Source organism: Halalkalibacterium halodurans (genome assembly GCF_004376175.1).
In the GTDB taxonomy this organism is placed as follows: Bacteria; Bacillota; Bacilli; order Bacillales; family Bacillaceae_D; genus Halalkalibacterium; species Halalkalibacterium halodurans.
The window spans coordinates 65,264-84,668 of record NZ_SNUY01000004.1 but is presented as its reverse complement, the minus strand read 5'-3'; the positions used below and the strand labels follow the sequence as shown (position 1 = coordinate 84,668).

21 protein-coding genes and 1 pseudogene are annotated in these 19,405 nt (G+C 43.9%); 17 read left to right on the top strand and 5 right to left on the bottom strand.

The window, feature by feature from the left end:
* The 4 genes from E2L07_RS02455 to E2L07_RS02440 all read left to right on the top strand — a co-directional run bounded on the left by E2L07_RS02455 (position 1) and on the right by E2L07_RS02440 (position 3,185).
* On the top strand, positions 1-933 hold the full coding sequence (locus tag E2L07_RS02455; protein ID WP_134228757.1) for a dipeptidase: 933 nt from the start codon (positions 1-3) through the stop codon (positions 931-933).
* A gap of 10 nt (positions 934-943) precedes the next feature.
* A complete protein-coding gene (locus tag E2L07_RS02450; protein ID WP_134228756.1) occupies positions 944-1,729 on the top strand; it encodes an ABC transporter ATP-binding protein in 786 nt (261 codons plus the stop codon).
* 209 nt (positions 1,730-1,938) lie between these two features.
* Entirely contained in the window at positions 1,939-2,688 is a 750-nt protein-coding gene (locus tag E2L07_RS02445; protein ID WP_134228755.1) for a SurA N-terminal domain-containing protein, read from the top strand.
* Between the two features lie 173 nt (positions 2,689-2,861).
* Entirely contained in the window at positions 2,862-3,185 is a 324-nt protein-coding gene (locus tag E2L07_RS02440) for a DUF4406 domain-containing protein (protein WP_010898424.1), read from the top strand.
* 43 nt (positions 3,186-3,228) lie between these two features.
* Here the strand turns inward: E2L07_RS02440 and E2L07_RS02435 are convergent, their stop codons facing one another.
* Positions 3,229-4,227 carry a serine hydrolase domain-containing protein gene (locus tag E2L07_RS02435; protein ID WP_134228754.1) on the bottom strand — a complete coding sequence of 333 codons (999 nt, stop codon included), beginning with the start codon at positions 4,225-4,227 and terminating at the stop codon, positions 3,229-3,231.
* Positions 4,228-4,407: 180 nt separating this feature from the next.
* On the opposite strand from E2L07_RS02435, the gene E2L07_RS02430 reads away from it, so the two are divergent.
* The 10 genes from E2L07_RS02430 to ablB all read left to right on the top strand — a co-directional run bounded on the left by E2L07_RS02430 (position 4,408) and on the right by ablB (position 13,159).
* Positions 4,408-4,674: a hypothetical protein gene (locus E2L07_RS02430; RefSeq protein ID WP_134228753.1), complete on the top strand. Its 267-nt coding sequence runs from the start codon at positions 4,408-4,410 to the stop codon at positions 4,672-4,674.
* Positions 4,675-4,750: 76 nt separating this feature from the next.
* Positions 4,751-6,016: a cell wall-binding repeat-containing protein gene (locus E2L07_RS02425; protein ID WP_134228752.1), complete on the top strand. Its 1,266-nt coding sequence runs from the start codon at positions 4,751-4,753 to the stop codon at positions 6,014-6,016.
* 66 nt (positions 6,017-6,082) lie between these two features.
* Positions 6,083-6,778 (top strand): response regulator transcription factor, encoded by a 696-nt coding sequence (locus E2L07_RS02420; RefSeq protein ID WP_134228751.1) that lies wholly within the window; start codon positions 6,083-6,085, stop codon positions 6,776-6,778.
* The gene (locus tag E2L07_RS02415) at positions 6,775-8,190 is read left to right on the top strand and encodes a HAMP domain-containing sensor histidine kinase (RefSeq protein WP_134228750.1); all 1,416 of its coding nucleotides are present in this window, start codon (positions 6,775-6,777) and stop codon (positions 8,188-8,190) included. Before E2L07_RS02420 ends, E2L07_RS02415 begins: the two co-directional genes overlap by 4 nt.
* A gap of 87 nt (positions 8,191-8,277) precedes the next feature.
* A complete protein-coding gene (locus E2L07_RS02410) occupies positions 8,278-9,195 on the top strand; it encodes a chemotaxis protein (RefSeq protein WP_134228749.1) in 918 nt (305 codons plus the stop codon).
* Positions 9,196-9,260: 65 nt separating this feature from the next.
* Positions 9,261-9,473 (top strand): hypothetical protein, encoded by a 213-nt coding sequence (locus E2L07_RS02405; RefSeq protein WP_053431031.1) that lies wholly within the window; start codon positions 9,261-9,263, stop codon positions 9,471-9,473.
* Between the two features lie 207 nt (positions 9,474-9,680).
* Positions 9,681-11,018, top strand: a complete 1,338-nt coding sequence (locus tag E2L07_RS02400) for an aspartate aminotransferase family protein (RefSeq protein ID WP_134228748.1) — start codon at positions 9,681-9,683, stop codon at positions 11,016-11,018.
* Positions 11,015-11,692 (top strand): CoA transferase subunit A, encoded by a 678-nt coding sequence (locus tag E2L07_RS02395; protein WP_134228747.1) that lies wholly within the window; start codon positions 11,015-11,017, stop codon positions 11,690-11,692. The genes E2L07_RS02400 and E2L07_RS02395 overlap by 4 nt, the downstream gene beginning before the upstream one ends.
* Entirely contained in the window at positions 11,677-12,348 is a 672-nt protein-coding gene (locus E2L07_RS02390; protein ID WP_134228746.1) for a 3-oxoacid CoA-transferase subunit B, read from the top strand. Before E2L07_RS02395 ends, E2L07_RS02390 begins: the two co-directional genes overlap by 16 nt.
* A 4-nt stretch (positions 12,349-12,352) precedes the next feature.
* The gene (gene ablB / locus E2L07_RS02385) at positions 12,353-13,159 is read left to right on the top strand and encodes a putative beta-lysine N-acetyltransferase (RefSeq protein WP_166740006.1); all 807 of its coding nucleotides are present in this window, start codon (positions 12,353-12,355) and stop codon (positions 13,157-13,159) included.
* Positions 13,160-13,440: 281 nt separating this feature from the next.
* Here ablB and E2L07_RS02380 read toward each other — a convergent pair whose 3' ends face one another.
* Positions 13,441-13,713: a YokU family protein gene (locus E2L07_RS02380; RefSeq protein ID WP_134228744.1), complete on the bottom strand. Its 273-nt coding sequence runs from the start codon at positions 13,711-13,713 to the stop codon at positions 13,441-13,443.
* Positions 13,703-15,109, bottom strand: a complete 1,407-nt coding sequence (gene kamA, locus E2L07_RS02375; protein WP_134228743.1) for a lysine 2,3-aminomutase — start codon at positions 15,107-15,109, stop codon at positions 13,703-13,705. Before kamA ends, E2L07_RS02380 begins: the two co-directional genes overlap by 11 nt.
* Before the next feature lie 554 nt (positions 15,110-15,663).
* Between kamA and E2L07_RS02370 the strand changes: the two are divergent.
* Both E2L07_RS02370 and E2L07_RS02365 read left to right on the top strand, forming a co-directional pair.
* Positions 15,664-16,184: pseudogene (locus tag E2L07_RS02370) on the top strand (DoxX family membrane protein).
* A gap of 175 nt (positions 16,185-16,359) precedes the next feature.
* A complete protein-coding gene (locus tag E2L07_RS02365; protein WP_010898408.1) occupies positions 16,360-16,647 on the top strand; it encodes a HesB/YadR/YfhF family protein in 288 nt (95 codons plus the stop codon).
* 37 nt (positions 16,648-16,684) lie between these two features.
* On the opposite strand, the gene E2L07_RS02360 is transcribed toward E2L07_RS02365, so the two are convergent.
* Both E2L07_RS02360 and E2L07_RS02355 read right to left on the bottom strand, forming a co-directional pair.
* The gene (locus E2L07_RS02360; protein ID WP_412733917.1) at positions 16,685-16,912 is read right to left on the bottom strand and encodes a YuzF family protein; all 228 of its coding nucleotides are present in this window, start codon (positions 16,910-16,912) and stop codon (positions 16,685-16,687) included.
* A 111-nt stretch (positions 16,913-17,023) separates the two neighbouring features.
* Positions 17,024-18,361 carry a YjiH family protein gene (locus E2L07_RS02355; protein WP_134228742.1) on the bottom strand — a complete coding sequence of 446 codons (1,338 nt, stop codon included), beginning with the start codon at positions 18,359-18,361 and terminating at the stop codon, positions 17,024-17,026.
* A 233-nt stretch (positions 18,362-18,594) separates the two neighbouring features.
* Between E2L07_RS02355 and msrA the strand changes: the two genes are divergently transcribed.
* On the top strand, positions 18,595-19,101 hold the full coding sequence (gene msrA, locus E2L07_RS02350) for a peptide-methionine (S)-S-oxide reductase MsrA (protein ID WP_041821603.1): 507 nt from the start codon (positions 18,595-18,597) through the stop codon (positions 19,099-19,101).
* The last annotated feature ends 304 nt before the right edge of the window (positions 19,102-19,405 follow it).

Sequence of the window (19,405 nt, the reverse complement as noted above, 5' to 3'; positions counted from 1 at the left end):
TTGCGTATTTTCGATGCCCATTGTGATGCTTTACTCAAGCTGTGGGAAGACCCTGCGAAGGAATATACAGATGATCCAGCAATTGAAGCCAATGCTGTCCGTTTAATGGAAGGTGGGGTAAGGGCACAATGCTTTGCGATCTTCGTCGAACCCGACATTCCCTTTGATCAAAAGTTCCAAGTCGCCTTACAACAAGCGGAGCTCTTTCACGAAAAAATTTTAAAAAAGCATCCTCAGTTTACGTTTATTGAACGTTGGGACGATTTGCTGACCCTTGATGATGACCAGATAGGAGCGATTTTAACATTGGAAGGTGCGGACCCGTTTGGTGATGATCCGACAAAGCTAAAGACGCTCTATCGCCTCGGTGTTCGTTCTCTAGGTCTGACATGGAATCAGGCGAATCTATGCGCGGACGGTGTTGGAGAGCCTAGGGGCGGAGGTCTAACGGAATGGGGGAAAGCCGTCGTTTCATTAAACAATGAACACCACGTATTGACGGACGTATCCCATTTAAGTGAACGAGGCTTCTGGGATGTGATCGAGTATGCACAGTTCCCGGTCGCGACTCATTCCAACGCAAAAGCGATATGTGATCATAGACGAAATTTAACCGACGCTCAACTAAAGGCCTTAATGGAGGCGGGTGGTTTTATAGGCATCGTGTTTCACCCTCATTTTTTGACGGGGACCGATGATGCTTCAATCGATGATGTCATGAAGCATATTGAGCATATTTGTTCCCTCGGGGGGCAAAAGCATGTCGGCTTTGGCTCCGATTTTGATGGTATCCCTTGCTTTGTGGATGGTTTGGAACATGCAGGGAGATTTCAATGGTTCATGGACGAATTATTGAAGCGGTACGATGAAGAGCTAGTTCGTGGATTTGCATGGGACAATTTTTTGAAAGCAACACCGATTTCGTATGTATGAGGTGATGGACGTGGCAGACATTTTACAGGTCGAACAGGTCACACTACGGAAAGCGAAAAAGCCGATTTTACAGCAAATTTCCTGGCAAGTGGAGCAAGGGGAGCATTGGGCAATCGTTGGCTTGAATGGCTCTGGAAAAACGTCATTATTGAAAATAATCACAGGCTATGAATGGCCAACTGAGGGACATGTAGCCGTACTAGGAAATCGCTATGGCCAAGTGCCGATTCAAGAAGTTCGAAAACGAATTGGCTGGGTGAGCATGTCATTAGATGATCGATTCCATACGAAAGGTCAAGATACTGTGCTCGAGATTGTGCTGAGCGGGCTTCACGGTACAGTCGGTGTTTATGAACCGTTAGGGGAAGCTGATGTATCGAAAGCGGGGGCGGCCATCGAAACGTTTGGCCTTACCCATCTAACGGATGAGCGCTTTTTAACCCTCTCGCAAGGAGAGAGGAAACGGGCGTTCCTCGCGAGGGCATGGGTAGCAAAACCTGAGTTGTTTATTCTAGATGAGCCGACAACGGGTCTTGATCTTATTGCTCGTGAACAGTTGCTTCAGACGCTTGAATCAGTAGCAACGACGAAAGGAGCCCCGACCTTTCTCTATGTCACGCATTATCCAGAAGAAATTCAACCGTTTATCACCCATGTGCTCATGCTTAAAGATGGGCGTGTAGTTGCGCAAGGGCGAAAAGATGAGGTGCTCACAAAAGAAACGATCACCGCTGCCTTTGGTTGTTCGCTGGACGTTATCGTAGAATCAGGAAGGTATTGGGTCAAGCCTATGTGATCAGGGGAAAATAAGCCTTGCGCTTTTCTTACATCATTTTTTAAAATTGGCGTGCTACTTTGTTTTGTGCCTGTTATTAAAAGGCTTTTGCTTTGATTGTTTTTTACATTTTGGCCTTGAGAGCCGGCATCAGAAGAGGGAAGTTTTAGACTTCAATTCCTTGTATGTTACAATGGCGACAGGCTTGATCAACGAAAGGAGAGTCGTCATTGGTTAAAAAGGTAGGATTGATCGTTGGAGTGTTTGCACTTTCAATTGGCCTAATGGCTTGTAACGGTCAAGAACAAGAACAAGAACAAGAAGATGTAGAGAAGAACATAGATGGAGAAGCGAGTGGTGAAATTCCCTCGATTGAAGAGATTATTGACATTAACAATCTCCCTGATCCTGTCGCCACCGTAAATGGGGAATCGATTGACAAAGAAACCTATGTAATGGTCCTTGAGCAGCAAATGATGACCATGGCTCAATACGGTATTTCGCTTGAAGGAGAAGAAGGGAAGCAAATGATCTCGCTCATTGAAGAGCAGACGATTGAGCAACTCATAAACGAACAATTGCTTCAGCAAGCCGCAACTGAAAAAGAGATTGAAGTGTCCGAAGAGGAAATTGACGAAGAGTTGGCGTTTATCGTGGCACAATTTTCTTCGGAAGAAGCATTAATGGAAGCCCTAGAGGAAGGTGGCTCCTCCATGGATGAGCTACGAGAGGAAATTGAGCATTACGTCCGCCAACAAAAATACGTCGAAGAGGAAACCGAAGAGATTAACGTGACCGAAGAAGAAATCCAAGCTCGTTATGAAGAAGAAAAGCAGTATTATACGGAAGACGAGCTACCCACTTTTGAAGAGCTGCAAAGTAATATTGAACAGCGATTGATCGCAGAAAAAGAACAAGAGCAATTGGAAGTTCTTTTTGGGAAGCTTCGTGATGAAGGGGACATCACCGTTCATATATAAAACTCAGGGGCTTGCTTCAAAAGCACCTTGGAGCCATAAAATCGGGTGAACCGTTTGAGCTACGGTTCACCCGATTTTTGTGTTGATGTCTCTTCTTCTTTTCAATAAACAAAAAACAAATTCCTCTTCTCTGTTGTACAATAGGGACATAAACGGAAGAAAGGAATGGTACGATGAAGGTGATAACATTATGTGGTTCTACGAAGTTCAAGAGACAGTTTGAACAAGCCAGTGCTTATTTGACGCTAAAAGGACATGTTGTGTTAAGCGTCGGTTTTTTTGAGCAAAGTGAAGGGATTGAGATTACGGAAGAACAAGTACAGATGTTTGAAAACATTCACAGGCGAAAAATAGAGATGTCAGACGAAATTTTCGTCCTTGATGTGGACGGTTATATTGGTCGCAGTACGAGAAAAGAGATTGAGTTCGCTACCTCTAAAGGGATGCCTATTCGCTATTATTCTGAAAGTGAACTCGCCTCAACTACCTTTTCCTAAATGAGAGCTGTTCAGAACCAAACACCGTTACGGTGAACTAGTTTTATGCTTCTGAAAATAGGGCTTCAATCGCTGCCATCACATCGTAGGCTCCAGACGATTGGTTTGCGCAGACGACGACAATTCCGTTTGAGGTTGGATAGAAGGCTGAGTGAAAACAAACACCAGGGTCATAGCCCATAACATGATATTTGCTGATTGCTCCATCCTGTTGCTTGATCCATACACCGTAGCCGTAATAGTCGTCATCCTCACAATGAACATGGGGCGTGAGCAACTGTTGTGTGTAGGTTTCGTTTAATAGTTCATGCCTCATGAGTGCAAGCCACAGCTTCATCATATCCTCTGCTGTGACATACGCTCCGCCATCTGAGCCGCCAATGACCGGTAAGGAATAAAGGTTCGTTTTCCAAGAACCGTCTTCTAAATCAATGTAACCGAGGGCGGTTTTAGCCGGCAAAGTATCAAAGGCGAAATATCCAGACTCGTGCATTCCTGCCCTCTGGAAAACATTCGCTTCCACATATTCTTGAAACGTTACACCGCTAACACTCTCAACAACCAAACCTAATAAAATAAAGCCAGCGTTATTGTAATGAAACCGGTGGCCGGGAGGAAATTTCATCGGTGCATGCTGAAACAATGGTAAGAAATCCTTTAAACGGCGAAGATGATACATCGGAACGTCTTTCCATAAATCTTCAAAGTCATCTGTGATTTCCTCGTCAAAATAGTCTGGGACTCCAGATGTATGAGTGAGCAAGTGGTGGATTGTGACATTCGGAAAAGGAGCATCTAACCAGTCAGATAGCGGTGTGTCAAAGGAAAGCTTACCCGCTTCCACGAGCTGGCAAATCGCGATTGCCGTAAAGAGTTTGCAGCCTGAAGCAATGCCAAAGCGCGTGTGGTGCTCATTGGGTATTCGCTCTGCCCGATTAGCAAAACCGAGGCTAGCAATAAACGGTATATCCTCCCTTTTTTTCATTAACGCTGTTCCAGACAGCTTCCAATCCTCCATGATCGTGTGCAAGTGATTTTTCATGAACCGTTATCTCCAATCATTCTGAAATTTTTAACTTTTCTCCTCCTAAAATTTAGCATATAAAACAGAGAAAAATGGGAAATATTTTAGCGAATTGTAAACATAACCCTGTTGGTCATGATAAGAAAAGAAAATGTTGACACCCTATTAGCAAGACGGAACATAAAGGGGTGATAATACATGAAGCTTGAAGGAAATATCCTTTCCGGTGAATTTGATCAAAACCGCAACGAATTTACCTTACAAAAAATTAAGCACTTTCAAGCAGAGTCAACGCTCAAAGAAGGGCAACTTCTTTCTTTGTACCACTATTTAACAGCACATCAGTTTGAGACGGGTGGACAAATTCTTACATTGTATGATCAAATGCCAATTAAACTTAATGAAGAGGAATTGAAGCAGTTAATCGAGGATCTTGAAAAAGTAAAGGAATGGTACGATCGTTAAAAAATTAAGGTACGTACGTTTCTTCATATTTTCTTTAAATTTTTCCGTTAGCTTAAAGAAGAAAGGAGGCGTACATATGAGAAGTTGGAAACCGATGGTGGCGGGCATGCTACTCCTTGCGATCATCGCTGCTTGTAGTCCAAGTTCAGATTCTCCCCATGAGGATCATGACGTAGTGGAAGAAAAACAGGAGGAAGTAACCGAGGAGCAGGTTGATCGTCGTATGCTGGAGGAAGAGGCGGTGACCCCGCCACACGCTTTACGGGAAGAAGCGAGCAACCATCTCCAGACGTTACAAACTAAAAATACGACAAGGCTAGCAGAAAATGATCCCATTTCGTTTGCGATTCAACTTTCACAAATGGGCTGGCCAGCAACACATGAGCAAAATCAACCGAATACGGTTATGTTGGCTTCCGTAACAGATTGGCGAGCATCTCTTGCCTCGTTGACCCTCGTTCACCATCCGAATAACGGACCGATGCTTTATTACGATGGGACGATTTCGGACGAGGTGATTCAAGAGATTGCCCGTCTCGATCCCCTCGGGAATGATCAAGGCACAGAGATTTTGGTCATTGGGGATTTGCCGCAAGCTGAGTTAGACAAATTATCCGCTTATACGATTGCCCAAATTACGGCAGATTCAGCTCCAGAGTATGGGAAGCTGATTGAAGAATCATTTATTGAAACGATTGGCGATGTACCGCAAGCAGTGCTTGTCGGTTCGCTGGATGAAGATGCAAAGGGCTTTACGATTCCTGCTGCTTATTGGATTGCCCATATGAATGAGTCACTTCTATTCGTTGAAGACGGTGCGATTCCGAAAGAAACCGTAGAGGCACTCGAAGCGCGAGGTGGGGAGGCGATCATTTATTTGCTTGGACCTGAAGCGATCATTTCAGAAAACGTGGCATCAGAACTTGAAGCATACGGAGAAGTCAAACGGATTGAAGGGGATACCCCTGTCGAACAAGCGATTGCTTTCTCATCATATAAGGATGAAGCGACCGACTTTGGCTGGGATATTACATCTCCTGGACATGGACTCGTTTTTTCATCGACAAACGATGCTGAGCTAGCTATTGCCGCTGCTCCACTCGCTCATTTAGGAAAACACAGCCCGCTAATTTGGCTCGATGAGGGTGAGTTAACTCAGCCAGTGTACGAATATTTAGCGAAGTTGAAGCCGGTATTTGCAGATGATCCGACAGAAGGTCCTTACAATCACGGCTATATCATTGGTGATGTGGACCGGGTTTCCTATCAAGTGCAAGGTGTGATTGACGAAAGGCTAGAAATTGTATCTGCCCATCAATCAGATGAAGGACATCACCATTGATCAAACGCATTGCTTGTCTTATGCTAGGGCAAGCAATGTTTTCTTTCATTTAAAGGGGAGATGGACATGGAAAGGCGAGTGTTAGTTGTTGATGATGAGAAAAAGATGCAAGTGTTAATTACGGTTTGCGTATCAGAAGCAGGCTATCTTGTAGAGACGGCTGCATCCGGCTTAGCCGCAATGGATCGCTTGAAAGCGGAGCCATTTGACCTTGTGTTGCTCGATATTATGCTTCCAGATGTTGATGGTTTTTCGCTCATCGCACAGCTTCGTCATTTACAGGAGGATGTTGCCATTATTATGTTAACCGCACTAGGGGAAACGGAGCATATCGTTCGTGGACTAAATGAAGGAGCCGACGATTATATCGTCAAACCGTTCGAGCCCGATGAATTAAACGCGCGGATCTTATCGGTGTTAAGACGTAAAGGTGGGCTTGCATCAAGAAAGGGTGAGGAAAAACAGCTCAAGGTTAATGAAAAAGCACACGACATTTCCTTTGCTGGTCAGTCACTCGGTTTAACAAAGACCGAATACCGGGTATTGCACAGATTACTCAGTAACCCTGGACGAACATATACAAGAGAACAACTTCTAGATTTGGCATGGGATCGCCAAGTGGAAATCTATGATCGAAATGTGGATGCCCATATTAAAAACATCCGTGACAAGCTTGAAAAAGTCGGAGCTGATAGTACCGTGATCCAAACAGTATGGGGCGTTGGCTATAAGTATGTGGAACATGAGGGGATAAATCAATGAACGTTGCGACTAGATTTACGGTGGTCGTCGGTGGATTTTTATTGGTCGTTATCGCGGCCATGAGCTTGTCATTTTATGTACTATCTAAACAGTTTTACTATGAGCAGCTTGAAAAGGATATCACATCAAGGTTGCTGGCGCATCGTGAGATCCTTGAACAATCTTGGGCTGCCGACACGCAGGAGCACGTCTTTTGGATGGAGCAACGTCAGGAGGACAATGTCTTCCTGATTTTAAATGAACAGTTTGAACCGATGATGGCTGGGAATACGCATGATCAGCGTTGGATTAAGCGATATGTCGATTGGATTCAATCAAATGACGTGAATGACCAAGTAACGCTTGAGCTCGTTCATGTGATGGAAGAGCACATCCCTCACGTATGGGCTACCGTTCCTGTTCATCAAGGCGGGCACGTTGCCGGTTATTTGTTCTTAGACCATGATACAGGGTTGTTTGAGCACACTCGGACCAATCTCGTCATGCTTACAGCGATGATGGGAGCTTTGACTTTGCTATTGTCTGGGGCGTTACTTTATGGGCTTATTCGAAAGGTAACCGCGCCGATCAAAACTGTACAGAAAGCGACGAAAAAGATAGCAAAAGGCGCATTTGATACAAGACTTCCTGTTCACGGTAGCGATGAAATCGGAGATCTCATGGGCAGCATTAATGAGATGGCGAGTCGGTTAAAACAACTAACAGAATCACGGAATGAGCTGATTTCAAACATCTCCCATGAGTTGAGAACCCCTCTTACGTACATTAAGGCGTACGCTGCTTTATTGAAAAAGCGAGAGGGTTTAACGGAAGATGGGAAGGATCAAGCAATGATCATTCATGAAGAAGCAATAAGGATGGAGCGGTTAGTCGGCGACTTGTTCGAGTTAATGAAGCTGGAAGAGAGAAACGTTTCGTTTCATTTAACAAAAACGGACTTAGAAGCCGTCGTTGAACGCTCGGTACGGGTCTCAACCATTGAAGGAAAGAAAAAGAACGTCACGCTGGCCATTCATAAAGAGCATTCTCCTTTGTTCTCCCTTGTGGATTCAGGTCGTCTTGAGCAAGTCATGCAAAACTTGTTAAGCAACGCCATACGTCATACACCTTCGAATGGAACCATTAATCTTACCCTTTACGCTGAAGATAGGAAAAACGTCATTTCCGTTTCGGACAATGGAGAAGGGATCGATAGTGACAAATTACCATTTATCTGGGATCGGTTTTATCGTGCGGATCGCTCCCGTAACTCGAAATATGGCGGGACAGGACTCGGGCTAGCAATTACAAAGCAATTAGTTGAGCAAATGGGTGGAACCATTTTCGTTGACAGTGAGAAAGGAAAAGGAACGACGTTCACCTTGATCTTCGCTAAGGAAGAAGAAGTTGAGGCAAAGAAATTAGAGAAATAGGATAAAAGTATTGATATGATAGTTGTTAATTTAGTGGTTATCCAGTATACTTAATAGTAACAATGTCTTAAGAATGGAGAATCGTACATGAGCGATCATACATCTAACATTTTACTAGAGAGTGGGACGAATGAATTAGAAATCATTATGTTTTCGATTGCAGGTGGTTTGTTTGGCATCAATGTGTTAAAGGTCAGGGAAATAATCAACCCATTGCCAATGACCGAAACGCCAAACAGTCATCCTCATATTGAAGGTGTTATTCGGTTAAGACAGGAAGTCATCCCTGTTATTAATTTAGCCCAAGTGTTGAACTTGCCGCCATCTTCGAATCCGCAACAAGATAAGTTGATTATTGCCGAATTCAATCGGTTAAAAGTAGCGTTTCATGTCCACGAAGTATCGCGGATTCATCGAATTTCTTGGGAGCAAATTGAAAAGCCGAGCCAGCTTTTCCATAGCGGGCACGCGCATACAATCGGAATCGTCAAGCTTGAAAGTCAGATGGCGCTCTTATTAGATTTTGAAAAAATTGTGGTAGACATCAATCCAGAGGCAGGGCTTAGCATTGAAAAGGTTCGCGCGCTCGGCGTGCGGGAGCGTTCAGAGAAAAAGATTTACATTGCCGAAGATTCAGCTGTATTGCGCAACCTATTAAAGGATACTTTAAACGAAGCGGGCTATGTTAATCTCCATTTCTTCGAAAATGGAAAAGGCGCATGGGAAGCTTTACACACATTAGTGGAGCAACACGGACAAGCAGCAACAAACTTCGTCGATTTATTGATCTCAGATATTGAAATGCCGCAAATGGATGGACATCACTTAACGAAGCGTGTAAAAACGGATTCGGTTTTATCCAACCTTCCTGTCGTGATCTTTTCTTCCCTTATTACAGAAGACCTTTATCATAAAGGGGAGCGTGTCGGGGCGGATGCCCAAATCGGAAAACCGGAAATCGTACAGCTTGTCGAGATGCTCGATTCCTTGCTGCAAAAAGGATAAACACTCACCCACCACCCCTCATTCACATACACTATCCTATCTTGAATGGAGGGGATGGGGCAGCCTTGAAAAAAGGATCAAACAAAAAAGGAAACTTCGTACAGCTATCAAAAGAGGAGAAAACGAAATATAACATGAAGGTGGTAACATCTGATGTGTGTGAACGATGTAGAACGCAGTGTACCATCGGAATTTCTTATATGGAAAAAATGCGAAAGCCTGGAGCGATTGGCTATGGCGTCCCGTGCCATTTAACGAAAGGCAAAGCATATAAATGACGTAAAAACTCGGCATCTGCCGGGTTTTTTTGCGCTTTAAGAAGGCTTCATTTCTTATAAAGGACCAAGGAGAAGGAAAACGGTTGCTTTTGCCATTAAGAGTGGATGCGATGTCAATGCGTTCGTTCTTAATCGATGCCTCCTCCTTCCTAGCATGACGCTTCTTTTCGTCGAATAGAATGAGAATAGGTGAAAGGGGGGAACGCGATGGCGAAGGATGAATGCTATTTAATAAAACCACTGCTTGACAGAAACTATCCGTGTGCTTCCTACGGGAAAGGAGCAGCGCTTTATGATATGGATGGAAAGCGCTATCTTGACGCTTGCTCCGGAGCTGTCACCGCATCGATCGGCCATGGGGTGGATGAAGTTGTCCAGGCGATGTACGAACAGGCTCGGAAAGTGTCGTTCGTCTATCGCTCTCAGTTTACGAATGAACCGGCAGAGAGGCTCGCTACGAAATTAGCGAAACAACTGCCAGGTCAATTGAATCATAGCTTTTTTGTGAACAGTGGCTCAGAAGCAACCGAAACAGCGATTAAAATCTCGATTCAATATTGGCAAGAGCGCGGATATCCTGAGAAAACGTTCATTCTCTCTAGATGGATGAGCTATCACGGAATTACTCAAGGAGCGCTTTCATTGTCAGGCCATTATGAACGGAGACAACGATTTGAAGGAATGCTAGACCGGCCCCCATTTTTATCTCCCCCGTATCCGTACAGACAAGTGAGAGAAATGTCTGGTGTTGACTATGCGGAAGAGCTTGATCACCTGATCGAGCAGATCGGACCTCACAGGATCGCAGCTTTTATCGCCGAACCGATTGTTGGCGCTGCGGGAACGGCATTAGTACCGGAGAAAGGATACTATGAAGCGCTAAAACAAGTGCTCAATCAGCACGACATTTTATTCATTTGCGATGAAGTGATGACGGGAATGGGACGGACAGGGAAGGAACTGGCGATTGAACATTGGGATGTGACGCCTGACATTGTCACTTTAGGCAAAGGGTTGTCCGCAGGGTACGCCCCACTCGCTGCAACCGTTGTCGCCGACCATGTGCTTGAGCCAATTCAAGCAGGGTCGAACCTTATTATGAGCGGTCACACGTTTAGCGCCAATCCTTTATCCTGTGCTACTGGGTTAGCCGTACTCCACTACGTAAAAAAACACGATCTCGTAAAACGCGCAGCTACAATTGGTGAAAAGCTGATAGAGGACCTTCAGGAGATTCAAGCGGCCTCGGCGATCGTAGGGGATGTGAGAGGGAAGGGGCTGCTCATCGGGCTTGAGTTTGTGAAAAATAAAGCGACAAAAGCACCTTTTCCGAAAGAGGCTCAAGTGGCGGCTGTTGTCGTAAACGAGGCTCAACGGCAAGGCCTTTTGCTATATCCATCAGCTGCCGGATTAAAGGGGGAAGGAGCTGGTTGTTTAATTGCTCCACCTTTCACGTTGACGAAAGAGGAACGATGTGAATTGTTAGGAAAATTAGCAAGGACACTTGAACGAGTCGAAAAACAGCTGTTGGGGGCTGAGACATGAGCAAACAAATGAGCAAACATGACGTATTGGAACGGTTTAAGGACGGGATGTCTATCATGTACGGAGGGTTTGGCGGGATCGGCACCCCACCGACGCTCGTCAAATGGTTAAAAGAATCTAAGACGAAAAATCTTACACTAATCGGAAACGACGCAGGCTTTCCGACGATTGGCATCGGCCCGGTCGTCTGTTCTCAGCAAGCTGAGCGTTTAATTACATCCCATATCGGGTCCAATCCAATCGCTGGTGAACTGATGCAGGCAGGAAAGCTTGAAGTTGAGTTTTCGCCTCAAGGAACGTTAATGGAGCGAATTCGGGCTGGAGGTGTCGGATTAGGCGGAATCCTTATAGATGTAGGGATGGATACGATTGTAGCAGAAGGGAAGGAGAGAGTAGTTGTGGACGGCACCTCTTACCTGTTGGAAAAGCCAGTACGTGCTGATCTAAGTCTCATCTATGCGAAAAAAGCCGATCCGTTTGGAAACCTTGTCTATGATCAGAGCGCGCGGAACACCAATCCACTCATAGCAATGGCAGGTCGGTATACGATCGCTGAGGTAGAGGAACTCGTTCCGCTCGGCCAACTCGATCCAGAAGAGGTCGTTACAGCTGGGGCCTTTGTCGATGGATTGGTCGAGAGTGAGGGGGTGGACTGGAAGTGGATGTGGGAATAAATTGGGAAAAGGAAAAAATGGTGAAGCGTGCAGTGGAAGAGTTAACCGATCACATGATCGTGAATTTAGGGATCGGCATTCCGTCCCTTGTTGTCGATTATGTTGCCGAAGGAAAGAACATTTGGTTCCATGCTGAAAATGGAATTATTGGCATGGGGAAAAGTCCGAAAAAGGGAGAAGAGGAGCCGCATTTATGCAATGCTGGGGGCTTCCCTGTTACGTTAAAAATAGGGGGCGTGTATGTGGATAGTGCGACAGCCTTTGCGTTAATTCGCGGTGGTCGTTTGGATGTAACGATGTTAGGGGCACTGCAAGTGAGTGAACAAGGGGATGTGGCTAATTGGATCGTACCAGGGAGAAAGGTGCCTGGAATTGGTGGGGCAATGGAGCTTGCTGCAAAAGCAAACAAGGTCATTATCTTAATGAATCATGTCAATCGTCAGGGAGAACCGAAAATTGTAAAAAGTTGTAGTTATCCGTTAACAGCGAAAAAATGCGTTGATATGATTATTACCGATATGGCAGTATTGCAGCGAAAAGGAGAGCGCTTTCAGTTGACAGAGGTTTTTGCCCCTTATACGATCGAAGATGTGCTTACGTACACAGAAGCCGAACTTGAGGTCAATCGCCAGTCGGTTCGGATTAGGGAGGTATAAACAATTGGATATTCCATGGTTAGTCGAACGGGATGATCGCAATGAACGGATCGTTCTATCGATAAAAACGAACGCCAAGGAAGCGCTCGAAAACGCTTATCGTAAAAAAAGTCGCGTAACTGGTAAGATGATTGCCTACGTCCACGAGTCATGCGCCCATTTTTTTTGTGAAGAAGGATGGTTACAAGAAGGAGCGGTTTCTACTTATTTTCATAATGGCCAAGCGAACGTTTTCTCCTTCTTTTTAAAGGAAGACAGACAAAACTCGGATCATGAGCGTCTTCACCGGGAGGTATTATCCTATGTACAAAAGATTGAGCGGACATTAGAGCTTTCCTCTCACGCTGTACAGCGTCTGAATGAAGCCGATACGGATTCACTTGCTCAATTGTATCGCCATGTGTTTGAGCGTTATCCGACAGATGTGTTTTCTGCACAATATTTGCAGCAAACGATGAAAGAAGGGGCAAAATTCGTTGGAGTTAAGGAAGGTACGGACATAATTTGCGCGGCCTCAGCGGTACCAAACGGATTCGGTGGCTGGGAAATAACCGATTGCGCAACAAAAAAAGAAGCGCGAGGAAACGGGTATTTATCTTCTGTTTTATGTGAGTTAGAGCAATGGTTATGGGAAGAAGGCGAGGAAAACGTTTATTCCATTACAAGGTCTCACTCCTTCGGGATGAATGTGACGATCAAAAAACGGGGATTTTCCTATGAGGGAACGATGGTAAACAATTGTATAATCGGAACAGGGTTCGAGGATATGAATATTTGGACGAAGCGACTTACCGCTACTAACATTCGTTAGCCATATACTGGGGCTGGGACAAAACTAGCCAAACGTATAAAAAAAGTTCGAATCATTTTATTTTGATGATCCGAACTTTTTTCTGTTGATTCATGGGATCGTCTGCTGATTGATCAGCATCTCACTCGATTGTCCGTAAGAGGACACTAAAATATGCAACCCAGTCACGGAGGAGGTCTTAAATTTCCGCATGAACACGGAACCGATTAATGGTTCGGTAAACAGGCTCATACCCTTCGGAAGACCTCCATCTTCCATCCAGAAGGAGTGGGATTAGGTTTTTAAAGCTTAAAATAATTCCGTTTTAATCGTCGAGGCATCTTCATTAACTGTTCATAGGTCGTTTCATCAGGAATGGCAGATTCGTCAACAAGTAGCAATTGATCCTCTAGCTCCTCTAAAATTGTCTCATCCACTTCTTCAATATGACAGTGAGAGCAATAGATAGATGGAACCGCTTTCAATCGGATGGCGCGTAATCCTGACGGTAACTCCCAGTAAGTCGTCATCGTTCGATTGATAGGATTTTCCACCTCGCACCATCTACATTTCATCGGATTTCTTCCCTTCTTGTAGCTTTCGCTGTTCTGCTAGCCATTTCTTCTCCTTTAGTTGATCGCGTTTTTCACGTAAATCTTTTAAGGACCGATGCCTTGTATCTTGTTCATAAACAGAACGTAGCTCTAACCGCCTCAACCCTTTCGGCACAAGATTGATTTCTTCATCCTTCATGAGCCGGTGAATTCCGATGCTCCTTTCATCTCCTGTAATTCCGGTCATTTTGGCAAAATAATCGTCCGCCTTCCCTGGAACGTAATGGTCAGGTTCTGGATAGGTGGAGATAACCCCTTCAAAGTTGCGCAATACCGTTTTGCTTGGACTTTGCGATAAAATGTAATTCGGTTGGAGTGTGACTTTCCCACCGCCTCCAGGGGCATCCACAACAAAGGTCGGTACGGCATAGCCACTCGTATGCCCGCGCAACGCTTCCATAATTTCGATGCCTTTAGAAATTGGGGCGCGGAAATGACTGATTCCTTCTGAAAGGTCACACTGGTATACATAATAAGGGCGGACGCGGATGGCGACAAGGTCATGCATTAATTTTTTCATAATGTGAGTGCTGTCGTTAATTCCGGCAAGGATAACGGCTTGATTTCCGACAGGCACACCAGCGTCGACTAGCTTTTCACAGGCTTCCTTCGCCTCCTTTGTGATTTCCAATGATGTATTAAAATGGGTATTTAACCAGACCGGATGGTATTTTTTTAGAATAGAGCAAAGGTGATCTGTGATTCGTTGTGGAAACACAACCGGAGCCCTCGTTCCAATCCGAATGATTTCCACATGAGGAATCGCTCGCAAGTTCTTTAAAATGTATTCAAGAATTTGATCATTGATTAGTAAGCCATCGCCCCCTGAAAGTAGCACGTCTCGTACTGCTGGGGTTTGGGCAATGTAGTCGATGGCGGCATCCATTTGTTTTTTCGGGACCCCCATACCAATTTGGCCGGAAAAACGCCGTCTTGTACAGTAACGACAGTACATGGAACATTGATTCGTCACGAGAAAAAGCACACGGTCTGGGTAGCGATGGGTCAGCCCGGCAACAGGAGAATCTTCATCTTCTGCAAGAGGATCTTCCATATCATACTTTGTTTTTTCGATTTCTTTTGAGATCGGAACCGATTGCATTCGAATTGGACAACGTGGATCGTCTGGGTTCATGAGTGAGGCATAGTAGGGCGTAATGTTTAGCGGAATCGTTTTCGTTGAAATACGTACGCCTTCTTCCTCTTCTTCTGTTAGATTAATCACTTGCTTTAAATCATCGATGGTTCGGATCGTATGGGTTAGTTGCCAGAGCCAATCGTTCCATTGTGATTCCGTCACGTCTTTCCAAAGAGAAATGTCTTTCCAATGTCGTTTCGGCTGATACAATTGTACCATTCTTGCTTCGCCTCCTTTAGTGCGATCGACGCCGTGAGAACGAAACAGTAAGAGAATCATAGGATCGTATGATCGTGGATTGATTGTCATCGTAAAAAAATAATTCAAGGGCGTCTTCTGCTTTTTCGTTCTTTTATTAATAAATGCAGCAAACGCCCAAAAGTTGAATAAAGTTATTCGTTTTGTATCTTTTTGAGTAGTTGATCTTTTTGATTTTTAGAGATGACGCCCCATTTATATAATAATTCAGCATAAAAAATCGTTTTTTGCTTTTTCCCATATTTCATGACGTTCCACCCCTTTGTTGTCCAGTTTATGCACATGATAAAAAAAATTTCCTGAAGGAAAGATATAAGAAAAAAATGGATTTATATCAGACAATTGTCACAATCTGTTCAACTTTGTGATTATTTTCACAAAGTTTATTGTGGCATAATAAAGGTGAAAGGAAAAGGGTGTTTGAAAACTAATGTGAAATAGTAAACAACTTTTTTCTTTCGTTATTTATGTGAAATTGTTCACAAAGTATTTTAGAGAAAAAGGGGGACTTAATAATGATCATGAAATTTTTAAGAGAAAATGTTTATGCTGCAAGCCTCATCACGGTGCTTCGTCTATATATTGGCTGGCAATGGCTAACGGCAGGATGGGGGAAGGTAACCGAGGGGTTTAGTGCAGAAGGTTATTTATTCGGTGTGGTTGGAAATGAAGCAGTACTTGAACAGTACCCTCGCTACCATACATTTATCGAACATGTTGCGTTGCCTAATGCCGATACATTCAGTTTTATGGTTGCGTGGGGGAATTGCTTGTTGGACTTGGTCTACTCTTAGGTGTCTTGACGACTGCAGCCGCCTTTTTCGGATTAATGATGAATTTCTCGTTCCTGTTTGCTGGAACAATCTCCTCCAATCCGTGGATGATTCTGCTTACGATTTTCATTTCTGTTGCTGGTGCTAATGCTGGTCGTTTTGGTGGTGACCGCTACGTGCTTCCATTCATTCGTGAGAAGCTTCAAAAAAACAGGCTGGAGCAAAAAAGCTCAATAACCTCTTCTGACAAGCTTGCATCCTAAAAGAAGATCACCGAAAGAAAGGCAAGTTAATACATTTGTAAGCCAATGTCTTTGTTCAAGCGAGATTTTTTGGTAAGCTAATTTTAAGGAACATAAGCTTATCAATCCTATTGGATGTTCTTTGTTAGGATGGGCAGTAGAAATAAGAACGCAAGGCATCAGAAGGAGTGAAACGATGAACATTCAAATAACGAAGCCAGCGCTTCAATGGTTTAAAGATGAATTTGGCTTAGAAGGTGGAGAGAATATTCGTTTTTATGCACGATACGGTGGATGTGGTTCGATTCAAAGTGGCTTCTCCTTGGGGATTAGCCAAGAGACGCCAAAGGAAATCGGGGCAAAGTCGGAGGTGGATGGCGTTACCTTTTACATTGAAAATGAGGACTTGTGGTATTTTAAAGATCTCGACTTAAAAGTGAAGTATAGTCGTAAGTACGACGAAATTGAATTTGTTTATGAATAAAAAGAAGCATAAAGCTTCGCCTAGCAAAGGCGGAGCTTTATGCTTTTGGCAGAACCCATACAATTTCTTGGGTTCTAATAAGGAACGTCGCATCCTCCATTTGTAAGGTAAGGTGGTCTGGCTTTACATCTGTTAACCTTCCCCGCATGCTCCCTTTTGTCGTCTGGATGACGACGTGCCGGCCAAGTGTGGATTGAAGGGTTTGAAAAAGGAAAGGCTCCACAGATGATATCATTTGCGGACGACTTTGATCGGTGTGTTGCACGAGCTTTCATCCTTTCAAGATATTGTTCACACTGTATAGTATGCCACATGTCTAAAAGGGTGTATGACCATGAGAAAACCGCCTATGTGCAAACGACATAGACGGTCCTATTTAAAAGATGAGATGGGCCATCATGATAATAATAGGAAGTGTAATGATCGTACGTTCTAGGAAGATAAGCACTAAATCGATAAAGCGGATCGGTAACTTAGAGGCGAGGAGCAAGCCTCCCACTTCAGACATGTAAATGAGCTGAGTGACTGACAAGCAAGCGATCACGAAACGAGTCAGTTCGCTTTCAATTTCGCTCCCTAATATGGCTGGCAAGAACATATCGGCAAATCCGACGAGCATTGTTTTCGAGGCTTCAATTGCTTCAGGAATTTGTGCTAGCTCCAACAGCGGGACAAATGGAATGCCGAGCCATTCAAAAAGGGGAGTCGTTTCTGCAAGTAGGACGGTGGCTGTTCCAAAGGCCATCACCACAGGTAAAACCCCAATCCATAAATCACCAACTGTCAAAAGCCCTTTTTGGAACAAGTCTTTAACAGAGTTGTTCCGTGCTCTGTTCATCGCTTTTGTCAATCCCCATAACAATAAGGAACTAGTAGCAGGACGAGACTCATGAACGCTCGGTTCATTCGTATAATATCGTTCTTTTTTCCGTGAAAGCGGCGGAATTCGCGGCATGATAATCGCAGCGATGAATCCTGCCAAGACGATCGTTCCATAGTATGGAAGGACATAATTCATTAAGTCCATTTTGTCAAGGATGACAATACTGAACGTGATAGAAACGACGGAAAAAGTCGTTCCGATAACGGCGGCTTCTCGTTCTGAGTAATAACCTTGTTCATATTGTTGGTTCGTTAACATGACCCCTACCGTTCCATCTCCCATCCAAGATGCCAAGCTATCAATGGCCGAACGACCAGGAAGCTTAAATAGTGGGCGCATCAGGGGATTTAAGAGCGCTCCGCACAGTTCTAGCAAACCGAAGTTCAGCAGGAGCGGAAGGAAAAAACCAGCGAATAAAAAGACAGTAAAAAGGACCGGCATCAAATCATATAACAGCAATCCACCAGTTACTTCAATGATGGCTTCATCAGCTAAAGTAAAGAACGTAACCACAGCAAACATGGCACCGATCAAACGAACAACAAGCCAAAATGGCGAAACGACAACGAGCTTTGATACATTCGGTTTCTCGCTAAAAAAGACCGGTTTTCGTATCGTTGCATAGGCGCTAATCAAAGCGGAGATCACGATCAGTGCTGTTAGTAGTCCAGGGAGTATGGGAGAAAGCCATGTCTGAACGGAATTAGCAAGGATCGCTACGGGTATGCTATAACCATCTTCCGTTCGAATCGGAACCATAAATAAAAAGACCCCAAAAAAAGAAGGAAGAATAAATAGTAAAAAACCTTTCATATTCCACGACGTTTTCATGATTATTAAACCACCTTACTTAACGGTTGCATGTTTATAAATAATGCTTTTTAAAAATAACATATTCTTATCCCTGTGGAAACCTCTTTTGCATAATCTTTGTGAAGCGTACGAGTTGTAAAACTAGTCTATCTCCTATAAGCAACGAGCTTTCAGGTATGTACTGCCTATGCTATAATTCGATTACGATTGTAAAAGGGGGAGAAATAGTGGAAAAACGTCTAGAACGAGCGATGTTTGCTGGAGGCTGCTTTTGGTGTATGGTTCAGCCGTTTGATAAACAACCTGGCATCGAAAGTGTCGTATCTGGTTATGCAGGGGGGACGGTCGAAAACCCAACATATGAACAAGTAAAAACCGGGACAACTGGTCATTATGAAGTGGTTCACATTACATACGTTCCTGAGTTGTTTCCATTCGAGAAATTGTTATCGCTCTATTGGCCACAAATTGATCCGACAGATCCAGATGGGCAATTTCACGATAGGGGACCGCAATATCGTACAGCTATCTTTTATGAAAACGAAGAGCAGCGCGCGCTTGCCGAGCGGTCGAGAGAAGCACTTGAGAAGAGTGGAAAATTTAAAAAGCCCATCGTGACAAGCATATTACCGATGGCAACCTTTTATCCAGCCGAGGAGGAGCACCAGCAATTTTATAAAAAAAATCCGATGGCATACAAGGAAGATCGTGAAAAATCAGGTCGGGATGAATTTATTTATAAACATTGGGGAAAGTAGCGAGCAACGCTACTTTTTTCTTTAACTAGAAATCCGTTTAAATGTGTGAAAATATGTGATTAATTTGTGATAATCCGTTAACAAATTACACATTTTTTGATATAATAAAGTACATCCTGTTTGACATCTTAATAGAGTCTCGGAATAAATAACAATTTTCCGGGTGAAATGAACCAAAATTACTGGAAATTGGATTGGAATGGCCTGCACACTCATTATTTTCATTGTATTTTCAAAAATGTGCATGACAAAGAAACCTATTGCCATTATTTTTTTAAAAATTGACTAGGCGGCTTTAGGAAAG